This window comes from Vibrio injensis, from assembly GCF_001895205.1.
GTDB classification, from domain to species: Bacteria; Pseudomonadota; Gammaproteobacteria; order Enterobacterales; family Vibrionaceae; genus Vibrio; species Vibrio injensis.
In genome coordinates this window covers 667429-685070 of the sequence record NZ_BDJF01000016.1, presented here as the reverse complement: position 1 = coordinate 685070, position 17642 = coordinate 667429, and the positions used below count along the sequence as shown (strand labels likewise).

Here is a 17642-nt window from a genome sequence, read left to right as displayed (position 1 = left end):
CTTTTTTCCTATAAAAGTTTGAGATGGAGATGAGCTTATGACGGGTATTCTTGATTCTGTGAATCAGCGTACGCAACTTGTTGGTCAAAACCGACTAGAATTATTGACTTTCCGTCTTAACGGGCGTCAACGTTATGGTATTAACGTATTTAAGGTTAAAGAGGTTCTGCAATGCCCGAAGCTCACTGCCATGCCAAACTTACATCGCCTGGTTAAAGGTGTTGCTCATATCCGTGGTCAAACGGTCTCTGTGATCGATCTTAGCTTAGCCGTCGGTGGCCGTCCAACCGTGGATGTTGATAAGAGTTTTGTGGTGATTGCTGAGTTTAACCGTACCATTCAAGCTTTCTTAGTTAGTTCTGTTGAACGTATTATCAATATGCGCTGGGAGGCCATATTGCCACCACCCGAAGCGGCAGGTAAAGGCAATTACCTCACTGCCGTCACCAATATCGATAATGAATTGGTTGAAATTCTTGATGTGGAAAAAATCCTCGCTGAAATTGCTCCAGTGAACGAAATTATGAATGCGTCGATTGGAGAAGAGATTGCTCATGCTGAGCAAGAGAAAGCGATTGTGCGTCGAATTCTTATTGCCGATGATTCTAGTGTGGCGCGTAAACAGGTACAAAGAGCGATTGAGTCAATTGGTTTTGAGTGTATTCTAACCAAAGATGGTAAAGACGCTTATGAAAAACTATTAAGTATGGCGAAAGAAGGCAGTATCTATGAGCAAATCTGTTTAGTGATTTCGGATATTGAAATGCCGGAGATGGATGGCTATACCTTAACAGCAGAGATTCGACGTCATAACGAATTAAAAAATTTATACGTTATCCTTCATTCATCATTGAGTGGGGTATTTAACCAAGCAATGGTTGAAAGGGTGGGTGCCAACTCTTTCATCGCTAAATTCAATCCCGATGAGCTTGGCAACGCGGTGAAAGCTGCGCTAGTAGAATAAAGAGAACTACATGACTGCTATTACTATCAGCGATCAAGAGTATCGCGATTTTTGTCGGTTTTTAGAGTCTCAGTGCGGTATCGTGCTGGGCGACAGTAAACAATACCTAGTGAGAAGTCGTCTTAGTCCACTGGTTAACAAGTTCAAGCTCAGTTCACTGTCTGATCTGCTGCGCGATGTAGTGACGGGCCGAAATCGTGAGTTGCGTGTCGCTGCGGTCGATGCGATGACTACGAACGAAACGTTATGGTTTCGAGATTCGTACCCTTTTACTGTATTGGCTGAACGTTTATTACCGGAAGTTGCGAAAAGCAAAAGGCCAATTAAAATTTGGTCTGCGGCGAGCTCTTCAGGCCAAGAGCCTTACTCGATGGCAATGACGGTTCTAGAGGTACAGCAAAAGCGTCCTGGTATGTTATCGAGTGTGGCCATTACTGCGACGGATATTTCCAGTAGCATGCTAGATATGTGTCGAGCTGGCATTTACGACAATTTAGCGCTCGGCAGAGGTTTATCGCCAGAGCGTCGTCGAGCTTTCTTTGAAGAAAACGGTGATGGTCGAATGCGAGTCAAAGATAACGTAAAAAAATTAGTTAACTTTCGTCCCCAAAACTTAATGGAAAGTTACGCTCTATTAGGTAAGTTTGATATTATTTTTTGTCGTAATGTTTTGATCTATTTTTCACCAGACATGAAATCAAAAGTATAATCAAATGGCGAATAGCTTGAATCCTGGTGGTTATTTATTACTCGGAGCATCAGAGTCACTGACCGGACTGACTGATCGCTTTGACATGGTTCGCTGTAATCCCGGCATCATTTACAAGCTTAAATAAGCGCTGTGTCTCCTTCGTACTTGAAGCGGCAGCGATGTTGGTGCATTTTCACCCCAATCACATAGCCTGTCTATGCTGATGGGACTTACTATTTACCGCCAACCTACAACTGAAAGCGGTTTAGTTATCGTTTTATCCTTTTAGACCCGACTGTATGTCGGGTTTTGTTTATAGCCAATCTCAATATGGCTAAATTCTTGCTTTGGTTTAACGTCGCACTATTGGCCTTTTCTTTTTGCTGCATGTTCTATGATAGTAAGACAGACTGAAGTATTGCAACGCATGATGAATCGCTAATTTCTTAAAGCATCTAAAACTTGGTACGTAATTTGCTTTTTAAATGGAGTAGCGGTCGGTTCTTAGCAAAGAGGCAAAACATGACTATTTCTTTTGATAAAGCACTCGGTATCCATCAACACACGGTTGGTGTTCGTGCACGCAATGCGGAAGTGATTGCGACTAATATTGCACAATCGAACACTCCGGGCTTTAAAGCAAAAGGAATGGACTTTGATCGAGCATTAAAGGCGGCAAGTTCAGGGGCAAGCATTAGTCTTAGCCGTACGGATGGTCGGCATATTCCTGCCTCAAAAACGGTGACAGGGGAAATGCTTTACCGCGTCCCGACTCAACCGGATACCGGAGATGGCAATACGGTTGATGTTGATCTAGAGCGTAACTTATTTATGCAAAATCAACTGCGTCATCAAGCCTCCCTAGAGTTCTTAGGTGGTAAGTTTAAGAACCTAACAAAAGCGATTAAAGGGGATTAATTAGATGAGCTTATTTAATGTATTCAATGTGACTGGTTCTGCAATGAGTGCTGAATCTGTTCGTCTAAATACGACATCCAGTAACTTAGCGAACGCAGATAGTGTTAGTAGTTCGGCGAAAGAGACGTATAAAGCCCGTCACGCCGTGTTCGGGGCAGAATTAAATAAAGCCCGTTATCATCGTGATCCCAATGTCCCAGTAAAAGTACTAGGGATTGTCGAAAGTAATAAACCGCTAAATGCGGAATACAATCCCGATCATCCTTTGGCTAACGACGAAGGCTTTATTTATAAACCCAATGTGAATGTTATGGAAGAAATGGCCAATATGATCTCTGCTTCACGTTCTTATCAAACCAACGTTCAAGTGGCCGATGCAAGTAAACAGATGCTGCTGCGTACGCTGCAGATGGGTCAATAAGGGTAGGAGGTAGCAAATGGCTGGCATAAATAACCTTGGTCAAAGCGGCTTGTCCTATATAGACCAACTGAAAGCATTACAAGAGCAGAAAAAGCCTACGGAAACGACTGGGCAACAAGAATTAAAACAAGAGGACTTCCTCTCGTTATTAACCAAGCAGTTGGCACAACAAGATCCATTTAAACCCGTGAGTAACGATCAAATGATTGCTCAAATGGCCTCTTTTGCCACCGTTGATGGCATTGGCAAAATGAACGGTCAATTTGAAAGTTTAAACTCGGCAATGACTTCTAATCAGGCACTACAGGCTTCGTCTCTAGTAGGACGAGATGTTCTGGTTCCCGGTTCTGCTGGAATGAAGTCGGATGTTGGCGGCATGGCGGCAATGGTCAAATTGCCTCAAGCGGTACAAAATTTGTTCATTCGTATTGAAAACGAAGCTGGCCAATTAGTGCGTACCTTTGACGTTGGTGCAAAACCTGGCGGTGATAATCGTGTCGAATGGGATGGTAATGATGAAAATGGAAATCCATTGCCTGAAGGTCGATATAGAGTTAGAGCATCCGGTTTGCTCGGTGGTGAAAATGCCGAATTTGGCGTGTCAACCTACGCGAATGTCAATAGTGTTCTACTCGGTAAAGGCGACGGTAATGTACTGCTCAATCTTGCTGGTTTTGAATCACCAGTACGACTTGCTGAAGTACTAGGAGTTGGCAAAGCATAATTATGCTCGCCAAACAGGAGAATTTGTTATGTCATATATATCGTTAAGCGGTCTTTCTGCTGCTCAATTAGATTTGAATACCACCAGTAATAATATTGCTAACGCCAATACTTACGGCTTTAAAGAGTCGCGAGCAGAGTTTGGTGATGTGTATTCAACGTCGCTATTTACCAATTCAAAAACCACCCCTGGTCAAGGTGTTCAAGCCAGTAAGGTCGCACAACAATTTCATGAAGGGTCAAGTATTTATACTAATAACCCGATGGATTTACGCATTGCTGGTACTGGATTTTTTGCAGTCGCTAAAGATCGCTTAATTCCTCAGCAAAATGAGCTCACTCGTAACGGCGCATTTCACCTTGATAAGAATAACTATATGGTGACCTCAAACGATCAATATTTACTCGGTTATGAAGTAAATCCTGATAATGGAGAGGTTTTATCGTATGAGCCTAAGCCGATCAACATTCCAGCTCAGTTTGGTAAACCAAAGCAAACCGGTAATATCGAATTATCCGCTAACTTACCCGCAAACGGTGATTTAAAAGATCCAGCGCTGTTTGATTTTACTGACCCTGATACTTACAACCGTACCACCTCATCGACCATTTATGACTCAATGGGGCAACCTTACAAGCTGACTACCTATTATTTGAAAGATCAAAATGAAAATAATAAGTGGAATACCTACTATACGGTTACGGATAAAACTGGTGAAAAACCACTCAATATCGCTGGTGGGGATGCTGCATCTCCAAATGGCCATGTAGGTCATACATTGCGCTTTAATAATGATGGTACGCTATCTAGTATCAATAGTGGTAATCCCATAGTCTCTGTTGCTTTTGGAGAAGGGGATAATCCGATTGATATGAATGGCGCTGATGGCACGCAGACTTTGGCTTTTAACCTCAATGGAGCAACACAGTTTGCTGCGCCATTTGAATTAACGAAGTTTGATCAAGACGGTGCGACGACAGGCTTTTTAACGAAAATCGATTTTGATGAGTATGGCAGTGTACTTGCCACTTATTCGAATGGACAAAACGTGACCTTAGGTCGAGTCGCTTTAGTTCGAGTGGCTAATGAGCAAGGTTTGGATAAAAAAGGTGGCACACAATGGGATTCTACCCAGCAATCTGGTGTTAAAATTTGGGGTGAATCAAGCAAAGGCTCATTTGGTACCATCAGTAATGGTGTGCTAGAACAGTCAAACATTGATATGACTCAAGAGCTGGTAGATCTAATTTCTGCGCAGCGTAACTTCCAAGCTAACTCACGTGCTTTAGAAGTGCATACTGGATTACAACAAACGATTTTACAAATTCGTTAACTCTAGTTTTATACCGTTCAATATGCCTAAGTTGCTTTGTCTACTTAGGCATGTACTTCTTTCTTCGTTTTTTCTCTTCGTTTGACCTTCACTAGTGATCTTTAGGTAGAACGGCATGCCACATGGCATCCTCAGTCTTCTCTTGCCGTTAAATTGCCGCTTCTTATTGTACAATTATCACCTCATCCACTTTAACTCTCTGATTAATAATTATAAAAATAATGGCACGTTAATTGCTTTTTATGATTAATTAATGATTGTGGAGAACGTCTGATGGATCGCGCACTGTTCCTTGCCATGAGTGGCGCTAAACAAAATATGCAGGCGATGCAGTTAAGAGCCAACAACCTTGCTAACGTCAGTACCACTGGTTTTCGAGCGGATTTAGAACAAGCGCGTTCAATGCAGGCGTATGGTGATGGTCTTCCTAGTCGCGTATTTAGTATGACAGAGCGTCCTGGACACCGTTTTGACCAAGGTAGCGTGATCACCACTGGACGTGACTTAGATATCACTATTCAGGGAGATGGTTGGATTGCTGTGTTAGATAAAACTGGCAATGAAGGCTTAACGCGCAGCGGCAATCTACGCATTGACCAAAATGGTTTACTGGTAAATGGTAATGGCCATTTAGTGTTAGGTGAATTAGGTGCACCGATCACGTTACCAATCCCGTTAAATAAAGTAGAGATTGGCAATGACGGTACTATTTCAGTTCGCCCACAGGGAGCGCCCGCTGACGCGATGGAAGTCGTTGATCGTATCAAATTAGTCAAACCTGACAATCGCTCGCTTTTTAAAGATATTAATGGCTTATTCCGAGCCAAAGATCCCGCTGCAGACTATCCAGCCGATGCCACAGTAAAAGTATTAACTGGTGCTCTTGAAGGTAGCAACGTCAATGCTGTCGGGGAGATGACCAACTTAATTGATTTACAGCGTCAGTTTGAAATGCAAGTCAAAATGATGAGCACAGCAGAAGAAATGGACAAAGCGTCTGACTCTTTGCTGCGTACGAGCTAAGTGAGAGGAATTTAGTATGCAACCTGCATTATGGATAAGTAAAACTGGTTTAGATGCGCAGCAAACCAATATTGCCACCATCTCAAATAACTTAGCTAACGCCTCAACCGTTGGTTTTAAAAAGAGTCGGGCGGTATTTGAGGATCTTTTTTACCAAAATATTAATCAACCTGGTGGTCAATCTTCACAAAATACTGAGCTGCCGAGTGGATTAATGCTCGGAGCTGGGGCGAAGGTTGTGGCAACGCAGAAAGTGCACACCAACGGTAACGTCCAGACCACCAATAACAGCCTAGATATGATGATTGAAGGCGATGGTTTTTTCCAGATCCTCATGCCGGATGGCAATATCGGCTATAGCCGTAATGGTCAATTTACGTTGAATGCGGAAGGTGCGATTGTCACTTCTGGTGCTGGGTATTTAGTTCAGCCAGAAATTGTTGTTCCAGAAGATGCTATTTCAATAACCGTTGGTAATGACGGTGAGGTTTCAGTGCGCTTACGAGGTCAGCAAGAGAACCAAGTCTTAGGACAAATCACTATCGTTGATTTCATTAACCCAGGTGGTTTAGAACCTGTTGGACAAAACCTGTACTTACCGACAGGAACCAGTGGTGACCCGCAAGAAGGCGTTCCCGGTCTGGATGGGCTTGGCAATATCCGCCAATCCATGCTGGAAAGCTCGAATGTTAATGTGACTGAAGAGCTGGTTAATATGATTGAAGCGCAGCGAGTTTATGAGATGAACTCTAAAGTGATCTCCTCCGTGGATCAAATGATGAGCTTTGTTAATCAACAACTCTAATCACTGACTAACTAAGAGACTATGATGATGAAACGTATACTCAGTTTAGCCTTTGTGACATTACTTTCAGGATGCAGTTTATTACCCGAACCCCTTGAAACAGCTGATGTAGTACAAGGCACAACCGTAGTCGATGCTGTTGAAGGTGACAGATCGTCTGACAGCAGTTCTGGGTTACTCGATACCTTACGTAACCGAAATGACCCGGTTGCTGGCGACCCTGCTTGGGCTCCTATTCATCCCAAGGCCAAGCCTGAGCATTATGCTGCTGAGACGGGATCATTATTTAATCTCGCACGAGCGGTGAGCTTATACAGTGATGCGAAGCCACGAGGGATTGGTGACATTATTACCGTGACTTTAAACGAAAATACCAAAGCGACCAAAAGTGCAGATGCTAAGTTAACCAAAAATAATGATGCCTCTATGGATCCACTCAGCGTGGGCGGGCAGGAGCTTACTATTGGTGATTATAACTTCTCTTACGCTTTGAAAAATAACAATCAATTTTCTGGCAGTGCGCAAGCAAACCAAAATAATAACCTACAAGGTTCGATTACTGTTGAAGTTATTGACGTTTTATCTAATGGGAATTTAGTGGTTCGAGGCGAGAAGTGGCTGATGCTTAATACTGGCGATGAATACATTCGCTTAAGTGGTACCGTTCGCCCTGATGATATCGGTTACGACAATACGATAGCGTCTAACCGTATCTCTAATACTCGAATTCAATACTCCAGTACCGGCTCGAATCAAGATATGCAAGAGCCTGGATTCTTGGCACGATTTTTTAATGTCTCTTTGTAATCAGACGGTATAAGTCGATTTTTTGACACGATAAAATGATCACACGGCAATGCATATCGACATTGAGAGAAGGTTAACGATGATGAAAAAATTTTTATTGCTCTTAATGGTGTTCATGGCAAGCAGTGCTCATGCCACGCGAATTAAAGATGTTGCACAAGTAGCCGGTGTGCGTAGTAACCAATTAGTCGGGTATGGTTTAGTAACGGGGTTACCTGGTACAGGGGAATCGAACCCGTTTACTGATCAAAGTTTTCGTGCCATGTTGCAAAACTTTGGCATTCAATTGCCTCCTGGTACGCGAACCAACACGAAAAATGTTGCCGCGGTAATGTTGACCGCTGAATTGCCGCCTTTTACAAAGCAAGGGCAGACGATTGATGTGACGGTTTCATCGATAGGCTCAGCGAGTAGTTTACGTGGTGGCACATTGACACAAACATTCTTGAAAGGCTTAGATGGCCAAGTGTATGCTGTGGCTCAAGGCAATTTAGTGGTCAGTGGCTTTAGTGCTACTGGAGCGGATGGGTCAAGTTTGGTTGGCAACAACCCAACGGTTGGTATGATTTCTAATGGGGCGATTGTTGAGAGAGAGATTCCTACCCCTTTTGGTCGTGGTGATTTTATCACTTTTAATCTTTTCCAATCGGATTTTACGACCGCTCAACGAATGGCCGATACCGTGAACCAATTTTTAGGTCCTGATATGGCCTCAGCCATTGATGCAACTTCAGTACGTGTTCGTGCGCCACGAGAAGTCTCGCAAAGAGTGGCTTTTCTTTCTGCTATCGAAAACCTAGAGTTTGAACCTGCGGATATGGCGGCAAAGATTATTGTCAACTCACGAACTGGAACGATTGTGATTGGTCAGCATGTACGTTTAAGACCTGCGGCTGTCACTCATGGCGGAATGACCGTTGCTATCAAAGAAAACTGGGGCGTTGATCAACCGAATCCTTTTGCTGGAGGAGAGACGGCGATTATTCCCGATACTGATATTGAAGTCGTTGAGCAGCAAGGAAAAATGTTCAAGTTAGAAACCGGAACAACTTTAGATGAGTTGGTCCGAGCAGTGAATGAAGTCGGCGCTGCTCCGTCAGATTTAATGGCAATTTTACAAGCATTAAAACAAGCGGGTGCTATTCAAGGCCAGTTAATTATTATCTAAGGAGTTCGTGATGGTGAATAACCCTAATGATATCGGCTTTATTCATGATATCGCCAGCCTAGATAAATTACGTCAACAAGCTCTGAATGGCGACAGTGGTGCGGAAAAAGAAGCACTGACCGCTGCAGCAAGGCAGTTTGAGGCTATTTTTACGTCGATGATGCTGAAGTCGATGCGTGATGCGAACTCCGCATTTAAATCGGATTTATTCAGTAGTAATAACGAAGATTTTTATCGACAAATGCAAGACGAGCAAATGGTCAGTCAATTAAGTGCTTCGGGCTCGCTAGGCTTAGCCGATATGATTGTCGCGCAGTTAACGGCGGCAGACAATGTCGCTGCTAACAATCAAGATAACGACCGTTTCCAAGAGGCGATGAATCGAGTTCAACAAGCGCGAGCGGTGGCAGCCGAGCGGCCTAATAGTGCCGTAGTAGTAGCATCTTCAGCGCCGACTCATGAATACCGCTTTGATTCACCACAGTCTTTTGTAACCTCACTCAAACCCTACGCCGATAAAGCGGCACAAGCATTAGGTATTGATGCTTCTTTACTGCTTGCTCAAGCTGCTTTAGAAACTGGCTGGGGACAAAAAATGGTCAGTAATGCTCGTGGAAGCAGTAATAATTTATTTAATATTAAGGCCGATAGAAGCTGGCAGGGGCAGCGTGTTGCCACTCAAACCTTAGAATATTACGATCAAACTCCGGTTATGGAAAAAGCCGCTTTTCGCGCTTACCCAAGTTTTCAAGACAGTTTTGATGACTATTTGCGCTTTTTAGAAAATAATCCTCGCTACAGCACCGCGTTAGAGCATGGTGGAAGTAATGAAGCGTTTATTCATGGAATTCATCAAGCAGGTTATGCGACAGATCCTCAATATGCAGACAAAGTACTACGAGTAAAAGCGCAGATCGATCAAATGGATAACAGTTAAATCGATAGGGTTTAGATTGCCGTTATTTGTTTTTGACTCTGTGGTCATTGCTTCCTGTGATAACAATCCTTTCATTTCGTCGCTTACTGAAGATATAAATAGGCTTTGGCTGGTTGGATCCGCAATCAGTTTCTTCTAGTGTTGCAGATTTATCTTTTATATTTCCTCGAGTTAGCTAACTCCCTTCATTGGCACATTTATTGCTTTTATAAGTAGTAATGGGGTCAGTAATGACTGGCGTTAATTGGTTTTTTGGGGGCAAGTATGGCGTCTGATCTTCTGAATCTTGGTGCGCAGAGCGTATTAACGGCTCAGAGACAACTCAATACCACGGGTCATAACATTGCGAATGTTAATACAGAGGGTTACAGTCGTCAGTCTGTGATTCAAGGGACCAATGCGCCTCGCCAACTCGGTGGTCAAACCTATGGGATGGGTGTACATGTGGAAAATGTTCGCCGTTCTTGGGATCAGTTTGCCGTTAAAGAGTTGAATCTTGCCACAACCAATCACGCTTTTAATAGCGATACAGAAGAAAATTTAGATATGCTTTCTAAGTTATTATCTTCTGTTGCCTCTAAGAAAATCCCTGAAAACCTTAACGAATGGTTTGATTCAGTAAAAAGTTTAGCCGATACCCCCAACGATGTAGGGGTACGTAAAGTTGTGCTCGAAAAAGCGAATCTTGTTACGCAAAATCTGAATGATTTCCATGAAACTGTGCGACGCCAGTTTGATATTACCAATAAAGGGCTCGACGTTGGTATTGAACGAATCAACCAGTTAGCGTTAGAAATACGTGACTTACAGCGTTTAATGATGCGTGTACCTGGACCGCATAACGATTTGATGGATCAGCATGAAAAATTAGTCGCTGAACTTTCCCAATATACCAAAGTAACGGTAACACCCCGTACCAGTGCTGAAGGTTTCAATATCCATATTGGTAGCGGGCATACCCTCGTTTCGGGAACGGAAGCGAGTCAATTAAAAATGATTGACGGTTATCCCGATGTCAAACAGCGTCGCTTAGCGGTCGTTGAAGGTAATACATTAAAATCTATTTCTGAAAAAGAGATTGGCGGAAAGATGGCTGCGCTATTTGAAATGCGTGATCAACATATTCCAGGATTACTGGATGAAATTGGTCGTCTCTCCATTTCTTTTGCTCATCAAGTCAACGAGTTACAAAGCCAAGGCTTAGATCTACGTGGTAATGTTGGTGGGCTGCTTTTTTCCGATGTTAACTCCGAAGTCAATGCTCGTTCACGTATTGCCACAGCCAGTGATTCGAATGCTGATATTCGAGTGTATATCGATGATCTCAGCCAGTTGAAAGGTGGCGAGTTTACTCTGTCTTATACTGGCAGCCATTATGTGGCTACACTACCAGATGGTAAACAACAGATCCTCGCATTGAATCAAGGCAATCTTTATTTAGATGGGCTGCGTATTCAGGTTAATACTCCACCAGAAATTGGTGAGCGAGTGATCGTCCGCCCAACCCGTGATGGTGCCGCTCAGATTCAGATGGCAACCAATGATCCGACAAAAATTGCCGCTCAAAGCTATCAAGCCTCGACCTCCTTTGCTCAAGGGCGTGCTCAATTTCAAATTGACCAAGTTGGTGATATCAAAGAGTTTGAAGCTTATCTGGTCCCCAATACAGGCGCAGGGGATCATGAGATGCAAATTCGTGTAGTGGATAAGAATGGCCAGTTGCTCGCGACACAACCTTATTTATTCAATGACGACCAATCAAAGTTACCGATCGTGATTCCTGCTCAACAGGCCGGTGGCCAACCGACCGTCTTTACTCTGACTCGAGGGGCGATTGAGAATGATAAGTTTACCGCCAATTTAAATCCTGCGGAAGGTGATAACGGTAATTTACGCAAGATGATTCATCTGCAAACGACGAAAAAAATGAATGACAATGAGTCAACCATTATTGGCCTCTATCATAACTTGAACACCGATTTCGGTTTAAAACTCTCGACTTCAACTCGATTGGCGGATGTTGCTCGCTTAGAAAAAGAGGCGGCGGAATCGCGTATTGGTTCAGTATCTGGGGTTAACTTGGATGAAGAAGCGGCAAATATGATGAAGTTTCAGCATGCCTATATGGCCTCTTCGCGCATTATGCAGGCTGCAAATGACACGTTTAACACTATTTTGCAGCTCAGGTAGAGGGACAAGTAAATGTTAAATCGAATTTCTAGCTTCCATAACTATCAGTCGGTGCAAAACGATTTACGTCGCCAAGAAAATAAAGTTCATCACAACCAAGCGCAATTAGCTTCGGGCAAAAAGCTTTTGTCTGCCGGGGATAACCCCCTCGCGACGCATTACATTCAAAATGTAACACAACAAGAAGAGCAGTTACGTCAATATCTTGATGCGATAGTTCTGGTTCGCAATCGCCTTGAACATCAAGAAGTGATCATTTCTAACGCTGAAGAGTTTACTGATAAAGCGAAGCGTATGGTCATGGAAATGATCAACGGTTCATTATCTCCTGAAGATCGTGAAACTCAGGCGCGGCAAATTCAAGAAATTGCCAATAACTTTTTGAATCTTGCCAATGTACAAGACGAAACGGGTAATTTTATTTTTGCGGGAACTCGGCCGAAGAACCAACCTTTTTTTCGAGATAATCAAGGCAATGTGACCTATTACGGTGATGATTATCAGCGAAAAATGCGTATCTCCAATAATTTAGAAATGCCTTTTAATACCCCCGGCAATCAAATGTTTATGGATATTAATAATCCATTTGGTGATTTTGAACCAGAGTATGCATTACAAGAAGGCTCTGAATTATTGCTTGAGCGGGCAACGAACAGTGATGACGGTGATAATGCCAGCTATACGGTAACGTTTGTTGATATGCTCAATGGTGGTTTTGCTTATCAGTTAGAACGCGACGGTGAAGTTGTCGAGGTTAATGATTTCGATCCAAGAACAGGGGTTCAGTATCAAGGTCTTACTATTAATATCAAAGGCAGTATCACGGCCGGAGATAGCATCACTCTGAATCCACGTAAAACATTTACAGTATTTGATAGTTTTAAAAAAGCCATTGAATACTCCAAAGGTTCTGTTTCTGATGCCTCAACCACAGGCAAGCTTCATCAAATCACTGAAGAATTACACACAGCCTTTATTCATTTAAACCAAGTTCGTTCGGATGTCGGTGCTCGATTGAGTACCTTAGATCTACAAGAAGATCAACATGAAGATTTTAAAATCAGTCTGGCTCGCTCTAAAAGTCAGTTTGAGGATCTCGATTACTCACAAGCAGTGATTGAATTTAATGAAAACTCGAGAGCGCTGCAAGCCTCTCAGTTAGCGTTTGGGAAAGCGAAAGATTTAACCTTGTTTAATTACCTTTAAAGATGAGTAACCATCGTCGACTTCGTTATTAAATCGTAGTTTGGGGTTCGTGATTAACCTTATTTTTGCGAGCAAAGCTTAGTCTCAAAGGTGAATTTGTTCCTATCTTTGTGCCTTATGTGCCATGCCATAAGTGCGAAAATAGAGGGGCTTTTTGTCTTAAATCTCATCTTGTTTTCGGTCGGCTTTTCTTTGCCAGCTGATTGCAGGTGGAGCGGCAAAAAAAGCGGCAACTGCATTTCATGGATGTCGATGGAAAAGAAATATCGCCAACATTGTCAATTAAGTTGCTGATTATAAATAATTAATTTTTTTATTGAGTCTATTTGAAAAGTTGGCATGTTTATTGGATTAATTTAAACAGAGTGAATACCACCCGATCTTAAATATACCTTAGGGTGTATTTGGCAAGTGATTTACGGTCAGTGCTTCCAAGAGAGTAAAGCTGACCGCTTCGCAAAAGACTTGCGGACTCGATAGGAGAGCAAAATATGACCATTAATGTAAATACCAACGTGTCGGCAATGACCGCTCAGCGTTACTTGACCAAGTCGTCCAATGATTTGAATACCTCAATGGAGCGTCTTTCTTCTGGTAACCGTATTAATAGTGCCAAGGATGATGCGGCAGGTTTGCAAATTTCAAACCGATTGATCGCTCAATCTCGTGGTCTTGATGTGGCAATGCGTAATGCTAACGATGGTATTTCGATTGCTCAAACCGCTGAGGGAGCAATGAATGAGTCAACCAGCATTCTGCAGCGTATGCGTGATTTGGCCCTACAATCAGCCAACGGCACCAACTCAGATGCCGAGCGTCAAGCATTGAACGAAGAGTCGGTTGCTCTGCAAGATGAGTTAAACCGAATTGCCGAAACAACCTCTTTCGGTGGTCGTCGATTGCTCAACGGTTCATTTGGTGAAGCATCATTCCAAATTGGTTCTAGCTCTGGTGAAGCTATTATCATGGGATTAACCAGTATTCGTGCCGATGACTATCGGATGGGCGGCCAATCTTTTATTGCTACTGAAGGCAAAACCAAAGATTGGGGCGTTGATTCGACGGCAAACGATTTGAAATTAGAGTTCACCAAAAAAGATGGTCAAGAAGTGACACTCGATATCTTAGCCAAAACCGGTGACGATATTGAAGAGCTCGCGACTTACATCAATGGTCAGACTGACTTGCTCAAAGCCTCCGTTGACGAAGATGGTAAGTTGCAGATTTTCGTTGCTGAACCACATATTGAAGGCGATCTAACCATCTCTGGGGGGCTGGCTACTGAACTTGGTTTAACTGGTGGCCCTGGCGAAAAAACGACCGTGCAAAATATTGATATGCGCACTGTCGGTGGCTCGCAAAACGCGGTCGGTATTTTAGATGCAGCGCTCAAATACATTGACTCACAACGCGCGGATTTAGGTGCTAAACAGAACCGACTCAACCACAGCATTAATAACTTGGCCAACATCCAAGAGAACGTCGAAGCATCGAAGAGCCGGATCAAAGATACCGACTTTGCGAAAGAGACGACTCAGTTGACTAAGTCACAAATATTGCAACAAGCAGGAACGTCAATTCTTGCTCAAGCAAAACAGTTGCCAAACTCTGCAATATCACTATTGCAGTAGTCCTGGGAGGCGGCATTAATAAGCTCAGACGTGAGTATGTAATACCGCAACCTTGGCAAGGTATGGTTGTTAGAACAGTATAAGCTCTCTCAGATACGCCTGTTTATACTCGGAAAATAACCATACATTATGGTTAGCCATAATGTGTTCATTTCTCTTGATCTCCACATTGGCAATGGCTGCCAACCATAGCCCCAGTTCTCTCAAAGGAAAAGGGGCTTTTCTTTTTTCTGCCAATCCATTTCTCATATCCCCCCCCGACCATTACTGCTAAATCTTGAGCGATTTATGTCGTTTTCAATTGGTTTTGTGTTCTATACCTCATATCTCTCTTTCTAAATGATTTAATTCATCTTGCTCAGTAAATCTTCTAAAGGAATGGTTCCCTAAGTCGCTATTAAAGATACTTTGAGAGAACTACGTGGTATTCCGAGACGTCGGAAACCGTTCGGCAAGTTCCGCTACGTCTAATATTAATAGGAGACCAATTATGGCGGTAAATGTAAACACTAACGTGTCAGCGATGACGGCACAGAGGTACCTGAACAGTGCAACCAGTGCACAGCAAACGTCAATGGAACGTTTGTCTTCAGGTTTTAAAATTAATAGTGCGAAAGATGATGCTGCAGGTTTGCAGATCTCAAACCGTTTGAATGTGCAAAGTCGTGGCTTAGATGTTGCTGTTCGTAACGCGAATGATGGTATTTCCATGGCACAAACCGCCGAAGGCGCCATGAATGAGACCACCAACATTTTGCAACGGATGCGGGATCTTTCTTTACAATCTGCGAATGGTTCAAACTCAAAATCTGAGCGTGTTGCGATTCAAGAAGAAGTCACGGCACTTAATGATGAATTGAATCGTATCGCAGAGACCACCTCATTTGCGGGTAATCGTCTATTGAACGGTACTTTCCAAACGAAGTCGTTCCAAATTGGATCTCAGAGCGGTGAAGCTGTAATGCTGACCATGAAAGACATGCGTAGTGATAACGCGATGATGGGAGGAACCAGTTACGTTGCGGCGACTGAAGCGGATAAAGATTGGACAGTTAGTGACGGTAGTAACGATTTAACATTAACCCTGACCGATATCAATGGTGATGAGCAAATCATTAATATTACCGCCAAAGTTGGTGATGATATTGAAGAAGTGGCGACTTACATCAATGGTCAAACAGACTTAGTGCAAGCCTCAGTGAATGAGAAGGGGCAACTACAGATCTTTACGGGAAATAATGATGTCACTGGTGCAGTCGCTTTTAGTGGTGCATTAGCTACCGAGTTAGACATGCAAACGGGGCAAGCGATCACTATCGATACAATTGATGTGACGACCGTTGGCGGGGCGCAAAAATCAGTGGCGGTGGTCGATGCTGCGCTTAAATATGTTGATAGTCATCGTGCAGAGCTAGGTGCGTTCCAGAATCGATTTGGCCATGCAATTAATAACTTGGATAACATTAATGAAAATGTTAATGCGTCTAAGAGCCGGATCAAGGATACCGACTTTGCGAAAGAAACGACGGCATTGACTAAATCACAGATTTTAGGCCAAGCCTCAAGCTCTGTCTTAGCTCAAGCGAAACAAGCACCAACGGCAGCACTTGCGCTATTGGGGTAATTTAGATTGAGTAATAATAAAAAACCCAGCTAAAGCTGGGTTTTTAAATTAATGGTGCGGAAGGAGAGACTTGAACTCTCACACCTTGCGGCGCCAGAACCTAAATCTGGTGCGTCTACCAATTTCGCCACTTCCGCACAAATTTTGTCGATAATCTAATTGACTCAAATCATCGTTATAATTGGCAGGTCTACCTGGATTCGAACCAGGGAATGGCGGCATCAAAAGCCGCTGCCTTACCGCTTGGCGATAGACCTGTAATACCGTCAATTTAATAACAGGCTTATCGTTAAATCAACTGTCCAACAGTAACTAACGATAAATGGTGGCTACGACGGGATTCGAACCTGTGACCCCATCATTATGAGTGATGTGCTCTAACCAGCTGAGCTACGTAGCCACGACTAATTAATGGTGCGGAAGGAGAGACTTGAACTCTCACACCTTGCGGCGCCAGAACCTAAATCTGGTGCGTCTACCAATTTCGCCACTTCCGCACAAATTTGTAGATAATCTGATTAATTCAAATCATCGTTGTAACTGGCAGGTCTACCTGGATTCGAACCAGGGAATGGCGGCATCAAAAGCCGCTGCCTTACCGCTTGGCGATAGACCTGTAGGTGATAGCAGGCTATGCTAACTTAATTAATGGTGCGGAAGGAGAGACTTGAACTCTCACACCTTGCGGCGCCAGAACCTAAATCTGGTGCGTCTACCAATTTCGCCACTTCCGCACTAATTTTGTAGATAATTTGATTAACTCAAATCATCGTTGTAATTGGCAGGTCTACCTGGATTCGAACCAGGGAATGGCGGCATCAAAAGCCGCTGCCTTACCGCTTGGCGATAGACCTGTAATACTGAACTTGGTGCGGAGGGAGGGACTTGAACCCTCACGTCCTAACGGACACTAGCACCTGAAGCTAGCGCGTCTACCAATTTCGCCACCACCGCAAATTCAGTGAATGCTGATACAGTATTGATGGAACTAAATAGTTGGCAGGTCTACCTGGATTCGAACCAGGGAATGGCGGCATCAAAAGCCGCTGCCTTACCGCTTGGCGATAGACCTACGGTGATAAGTTGCTTTGGGCAGCTTATCAATAAATGGTGCGGAAAGAGAGACTTGAACTCTCACACCTTGCGGCGCCAGAACCTAAATCTGGTGCGTCTACCAATTTCGCCATTTCCGCAAAACTT

General features: G+C 43.4%; 14 protein-coding genes, 10 tRNA genes and 1 pseudogene. 15 read left to right on the top strand and 10 right to left on the bottom strand.

Annotated features, from left to right (window positions below; translation table 11 throughout):
* Positions 1-37: 37 nt before the first annotated feature.
* The 15 genes and pseudogenes from BSR11_RS08485 to BSR11_RS08410 all read left to right on the top strand — a co-directional run bounded on the left by BSR11_RS08485 (position 38) and on the right by BSR11_RS08410 (position 16442).
* Positions 38-964 (top strand): chemotaxis protein CheV, encoded by a 927-nt coding sequence (locus BSR11_RS08485; protein WP_072669962.1) that lies wholly within the window; start codon positions 38-40, stop codon positions 962-964.
* 10 nt (positions 965-974) lie between these two features.
* Positions 975-1800, top strand: a pseudogene (locus BSR11_RS08480) (protein-glutamate O-methyltransferase).
* A 377-nt stretch (positions 1801-2177) separates the two neighbouring features.
* Entirely contained in the window at positions 2178-2573 is a 396-nt protein-coding gene (flgB, locus tag BSR11_RS08475; protein WP_072669961.1) for a flagellar basal body rod protein FlgB, read from the top strand.
* Positions 2574-2577: 4 nt separating this feature from the next.
* Positions 2578-2994, top strand: coding sequence for a flagellar basal body rod protein FlgC (gene flgC, locus BSR11_RS08470; protein WP_004394709.1), 417 nt, complete (start codon positions 2578-2580; stop codon positions 2992-2994).
* Positions 2995-3010: 16 nt separating this feature from the next.
* Positions 3011-3718: a flagellar hook assembly protein FlgD gene (locus tag BSR11_RS08465; protein WP_004394710.1), complete on the top strand. Its 708-nt coding sequence runs from the start codon at positions 3011-3013 to the stop codon at positions 3716-3718.
* Between the two features lie 28 nt (positions 3719-3746).
* The gene (gene flgE / locus BSR11_RS08460; RefSeq protein WP_072669960.1) at positions 3747-5051 is read left to right on the top strand and encodes a flagellar hook protein FlgE; all 1305 of its coding nucleotides are present in this window, start codon (positions 3747-3749) and stop codon (positions 5049-5051) included.
* 273 nt (positions 5052-5324) lie between these two features.
* Positions 5325-6074, top strand: coding sequence for a flagellar basal-body rod protein FlgF (gene flgF / locus BSR11_RS08455; protein WP_072669959.1), 750 nt, complete (start codon positions 5325-5327; stop codon positions 6072-6074).
* A 16-nt stretch (positions 6075-6090) separates the two neighbouring features.
* A complete protein-coding gene (flgG, locus tag BSR11_RS08450; protein ID WP_072669958.1) occupies positions 6091-6879 on the top strand; it encodes a flagellar basal-body rod protein FlgG in 789 nt (262 codons plus the stop codon).
* Positions 6880-6906: 27 nt separating this feature from the next.
* Positions 6907-7686: a flagellar basal body L-ring protein FlgH gene (gene flgH / locus BSR11_RS08445; protein ID WP_072670066.1), complete on the top strand. Its 780-nt coding sequence runs from the start codon at positions 6907-6909 to the stop codon at positions 7684-7686.
* 82 nt (positions 7687-7768) lie between these two features.
* Positions 7769-8854 (top strand): flagellar basal body P-ring protein FlgI, encoded by a 1086-nt coding sequence (locus BSR11_RS08440; protein ID WP_072669957.1) that lies wholly within the window; start codon positions 7769-7771, stop codon positions 8852-8854.
* Between the two features lie 10 nt (positions 8855-8864).
* Entirely contained in the window at positions 8865-9791 is a 927-nt protein-coding gene (gene flgJ / locus BSR11_RS08435) for a flagellar assembly peptidoglycan hydrolase FlgJ (protein ID WP_072669956.1), read from the top strand.
* Positions 9792-10055: 264 nt separating this feature from the next.
* Entirely contained in the window at positions 10056-11981 is a 1926-nt protein-coding gene (flgK, locus tag BSR11_RS08430) for a flagellar hook-associated protein FlgK (RefSeq protein WP_072669955.1), read from the top strand.
* A 12-nt stretch (positions 11982-11993) separates the two neighbouring features.
* Entirely contained in the window at positions 11994-13187 is a 1194-nt protein-coding gene (gene flgL / locus BSR11_RS08425) for a flagellar hook-associated protein FlgL (protein ID WP_004394718.1), read from the top strand.
* Between the two features lie 491 nt (positions 13188-13678).
* The gene (locus BSR11_RS08420) at positions 13679-14818 is read left to right on the top strand and encodes a flagellin (RefSeq protein WP_072669954.1); all 1140 of its coding nucleotides are present in this window, start codon (positions 13679-13681) and stop codon (positions 14816-14818) included.
* Between the two features lie 490 nt (positions 14819-15308).
* Positions 15309-16442, top strand: coding sequence for a flagellin (locus tag BSR11_RS08410; RefSeq protein ID WP_072669952.1), 1134 nt, complete (start codon positions 15309-15311; stop codon positions 16440-16442).
* A gap of 52 nt (positions 16443-16494) precedes the next feature.
* Here the strand turns inward: BSR11_RS08410 and BSR11_RS08405 are convergent.
* The 10 genes from BSR11_RS08405 to BSR11_RS08360 form a co-directional block, all read right to left on the bottom strand.
* Positions 16495-16579, bottom strand: a tRNA-Leu gene (locus BSR11_RS08405).
* 45 nt (positions 16580-16624) lie between these two features.
* A tRNA-Gln gene (locus tag BSR11_RS08400) sits at positions 16625-16699 on the bottom strand.
* A 66-nt stretch (positions 16700-16765) separates the two neighbouring features.
* Positions 16766-16842, bottom strand: a tRNA-Met gene (locus tag BSR11_RS08395).
* Positions 16843-16854: 12 nt separating this feature from the next.
* Positions 16855-16939: transfer RNA gene (locus BSR11_RS08390), tRNA-Leu, on the bottom strand.
* Positions 16940-16983: 44 nt separating this feature from the next.
* Positions 16984-17058 (bottom strand) — tRNA-Gln (locus tag BSR11_RS08385).
* Between the two features lie 33 nt (positions 17059-17091).
* Positions 17092-17176 (bottom strand) — tRNA-Leu (locus tag BSR11_RS08380).
* Between the two features lie 45 nt (positions 17177-17221).
* Positions 17222-17296 (bottom strand) — tRNA-Gln (locus BSR11_RS08375).
* A 13-nt stretch (positions 17297-17309) separates the two neighbouring features.
* Positions 17310-17396: transfer RNA gene (locus BSR11_RS08370), tRNA-Leu, on the bottom strand.
* Positions 17397-17439: 43 nt separating this feature from the next.
* Positions 17440-17514 (bottom strand) — tRNA-Gln (locus BSR11_RS08365).
* A 36-nt stretch (positions 17515-17550) separates the two neighbouring features.
* Positions 17551-17635: transfer RNA gene (locus BSR11_RS08360), tRNA-Leu, on the bottom strand.
* Positions 17636-17642: the final 7 nt, after the last annotated feature.

Coding starts and splice junctions, on each gene's coding strand:
- flgE (WP_072669960.1), top strand. CDS start 3,747: ATGTCATATATATCGTTAAGCGGTCTTTCTGCTGCTCAATTAGATTTG.
- BSR11_RS08465 (WP_004394710.1), top strand. CDS start 3,011: ATGGCTGGCATAAATAACCTTGGTCAAAGCGGCTTGTCCTATATAGAC.
- BSR11_RS08420 (WP_072669954.1), top strand. CDS start 13,679: ATGACCATTAATGTAAATACCAACGTGTCGGCAATGACCGCTCAGCGT.
- BSR11_RS08410 (WP_072669952.1), top strand. CDS start 15,309: ATGGCGGTAAATGTAAACACTAACGTGTCAGCGATGACGGCACAGAGG.
- BSR11_RS08440 (WP_072669957.1), top strand. CDS start 7,769: ATGAAAAAATTTTTATTGCTCTTAATGGTGTTCATGGCAAGCAGTGCT.
- flgB (WP_072669961.1), top strand. CDS start 2,178: ATGACTATTTCTTTTGATAAAGCACTCGGTATCCATCAACACACGGTT.
- BSR11_RS08485 (WP_072669962.1), top strand. CDS start 38: ATGACGGGTATTCTTGATTCTGTGAATCAGCGTACGCAACTTGTTGGT.
- flgL (WP_004394718.1), top strand. CDS start 11,994: ATGTTAAATCGAATTTCTAGCTTCCATAACTATCAGTCGGTGCAAAAC.
- flgG (WP_072669958.1), top strand. CDS start 6,091: ATGCAACCTGCATTATGGATAAGTAAAACTGGTTTAGATGCGCAGCAA.
- flgF (WP_072669959.1), top strand. CDS start 5,325: ATGGATCGCGCACTGTTCCTTGCCATGAGTGGCGCTAAACAAAATATG.
- flgH (WP_072670066.1), top strand. CDS start 6,907: ATGAAACGTATACTCAGTTTAGCCTTTGTGACATTACTTTCAGGATGC.
- flgK (WP_072669955.1), top strand. CDS start 10,056: ATGGCGTCTGATCTTCTGAATCTTGGTGCGCAGAGCGTATTAACGGCT.
- flgJ (WP_072669956.1), top strand. CDS start 8,865: ATGGTGAATAACCCTAATGATATCGGCTTTATTCATGATATCGCCAGC.
- flgC (WP_004394709.1), top strand. CDS start 2,578: ATGAGCTTATTTAATGTATTCAATGTGACTGGTTCTGCAATGAGTGCT.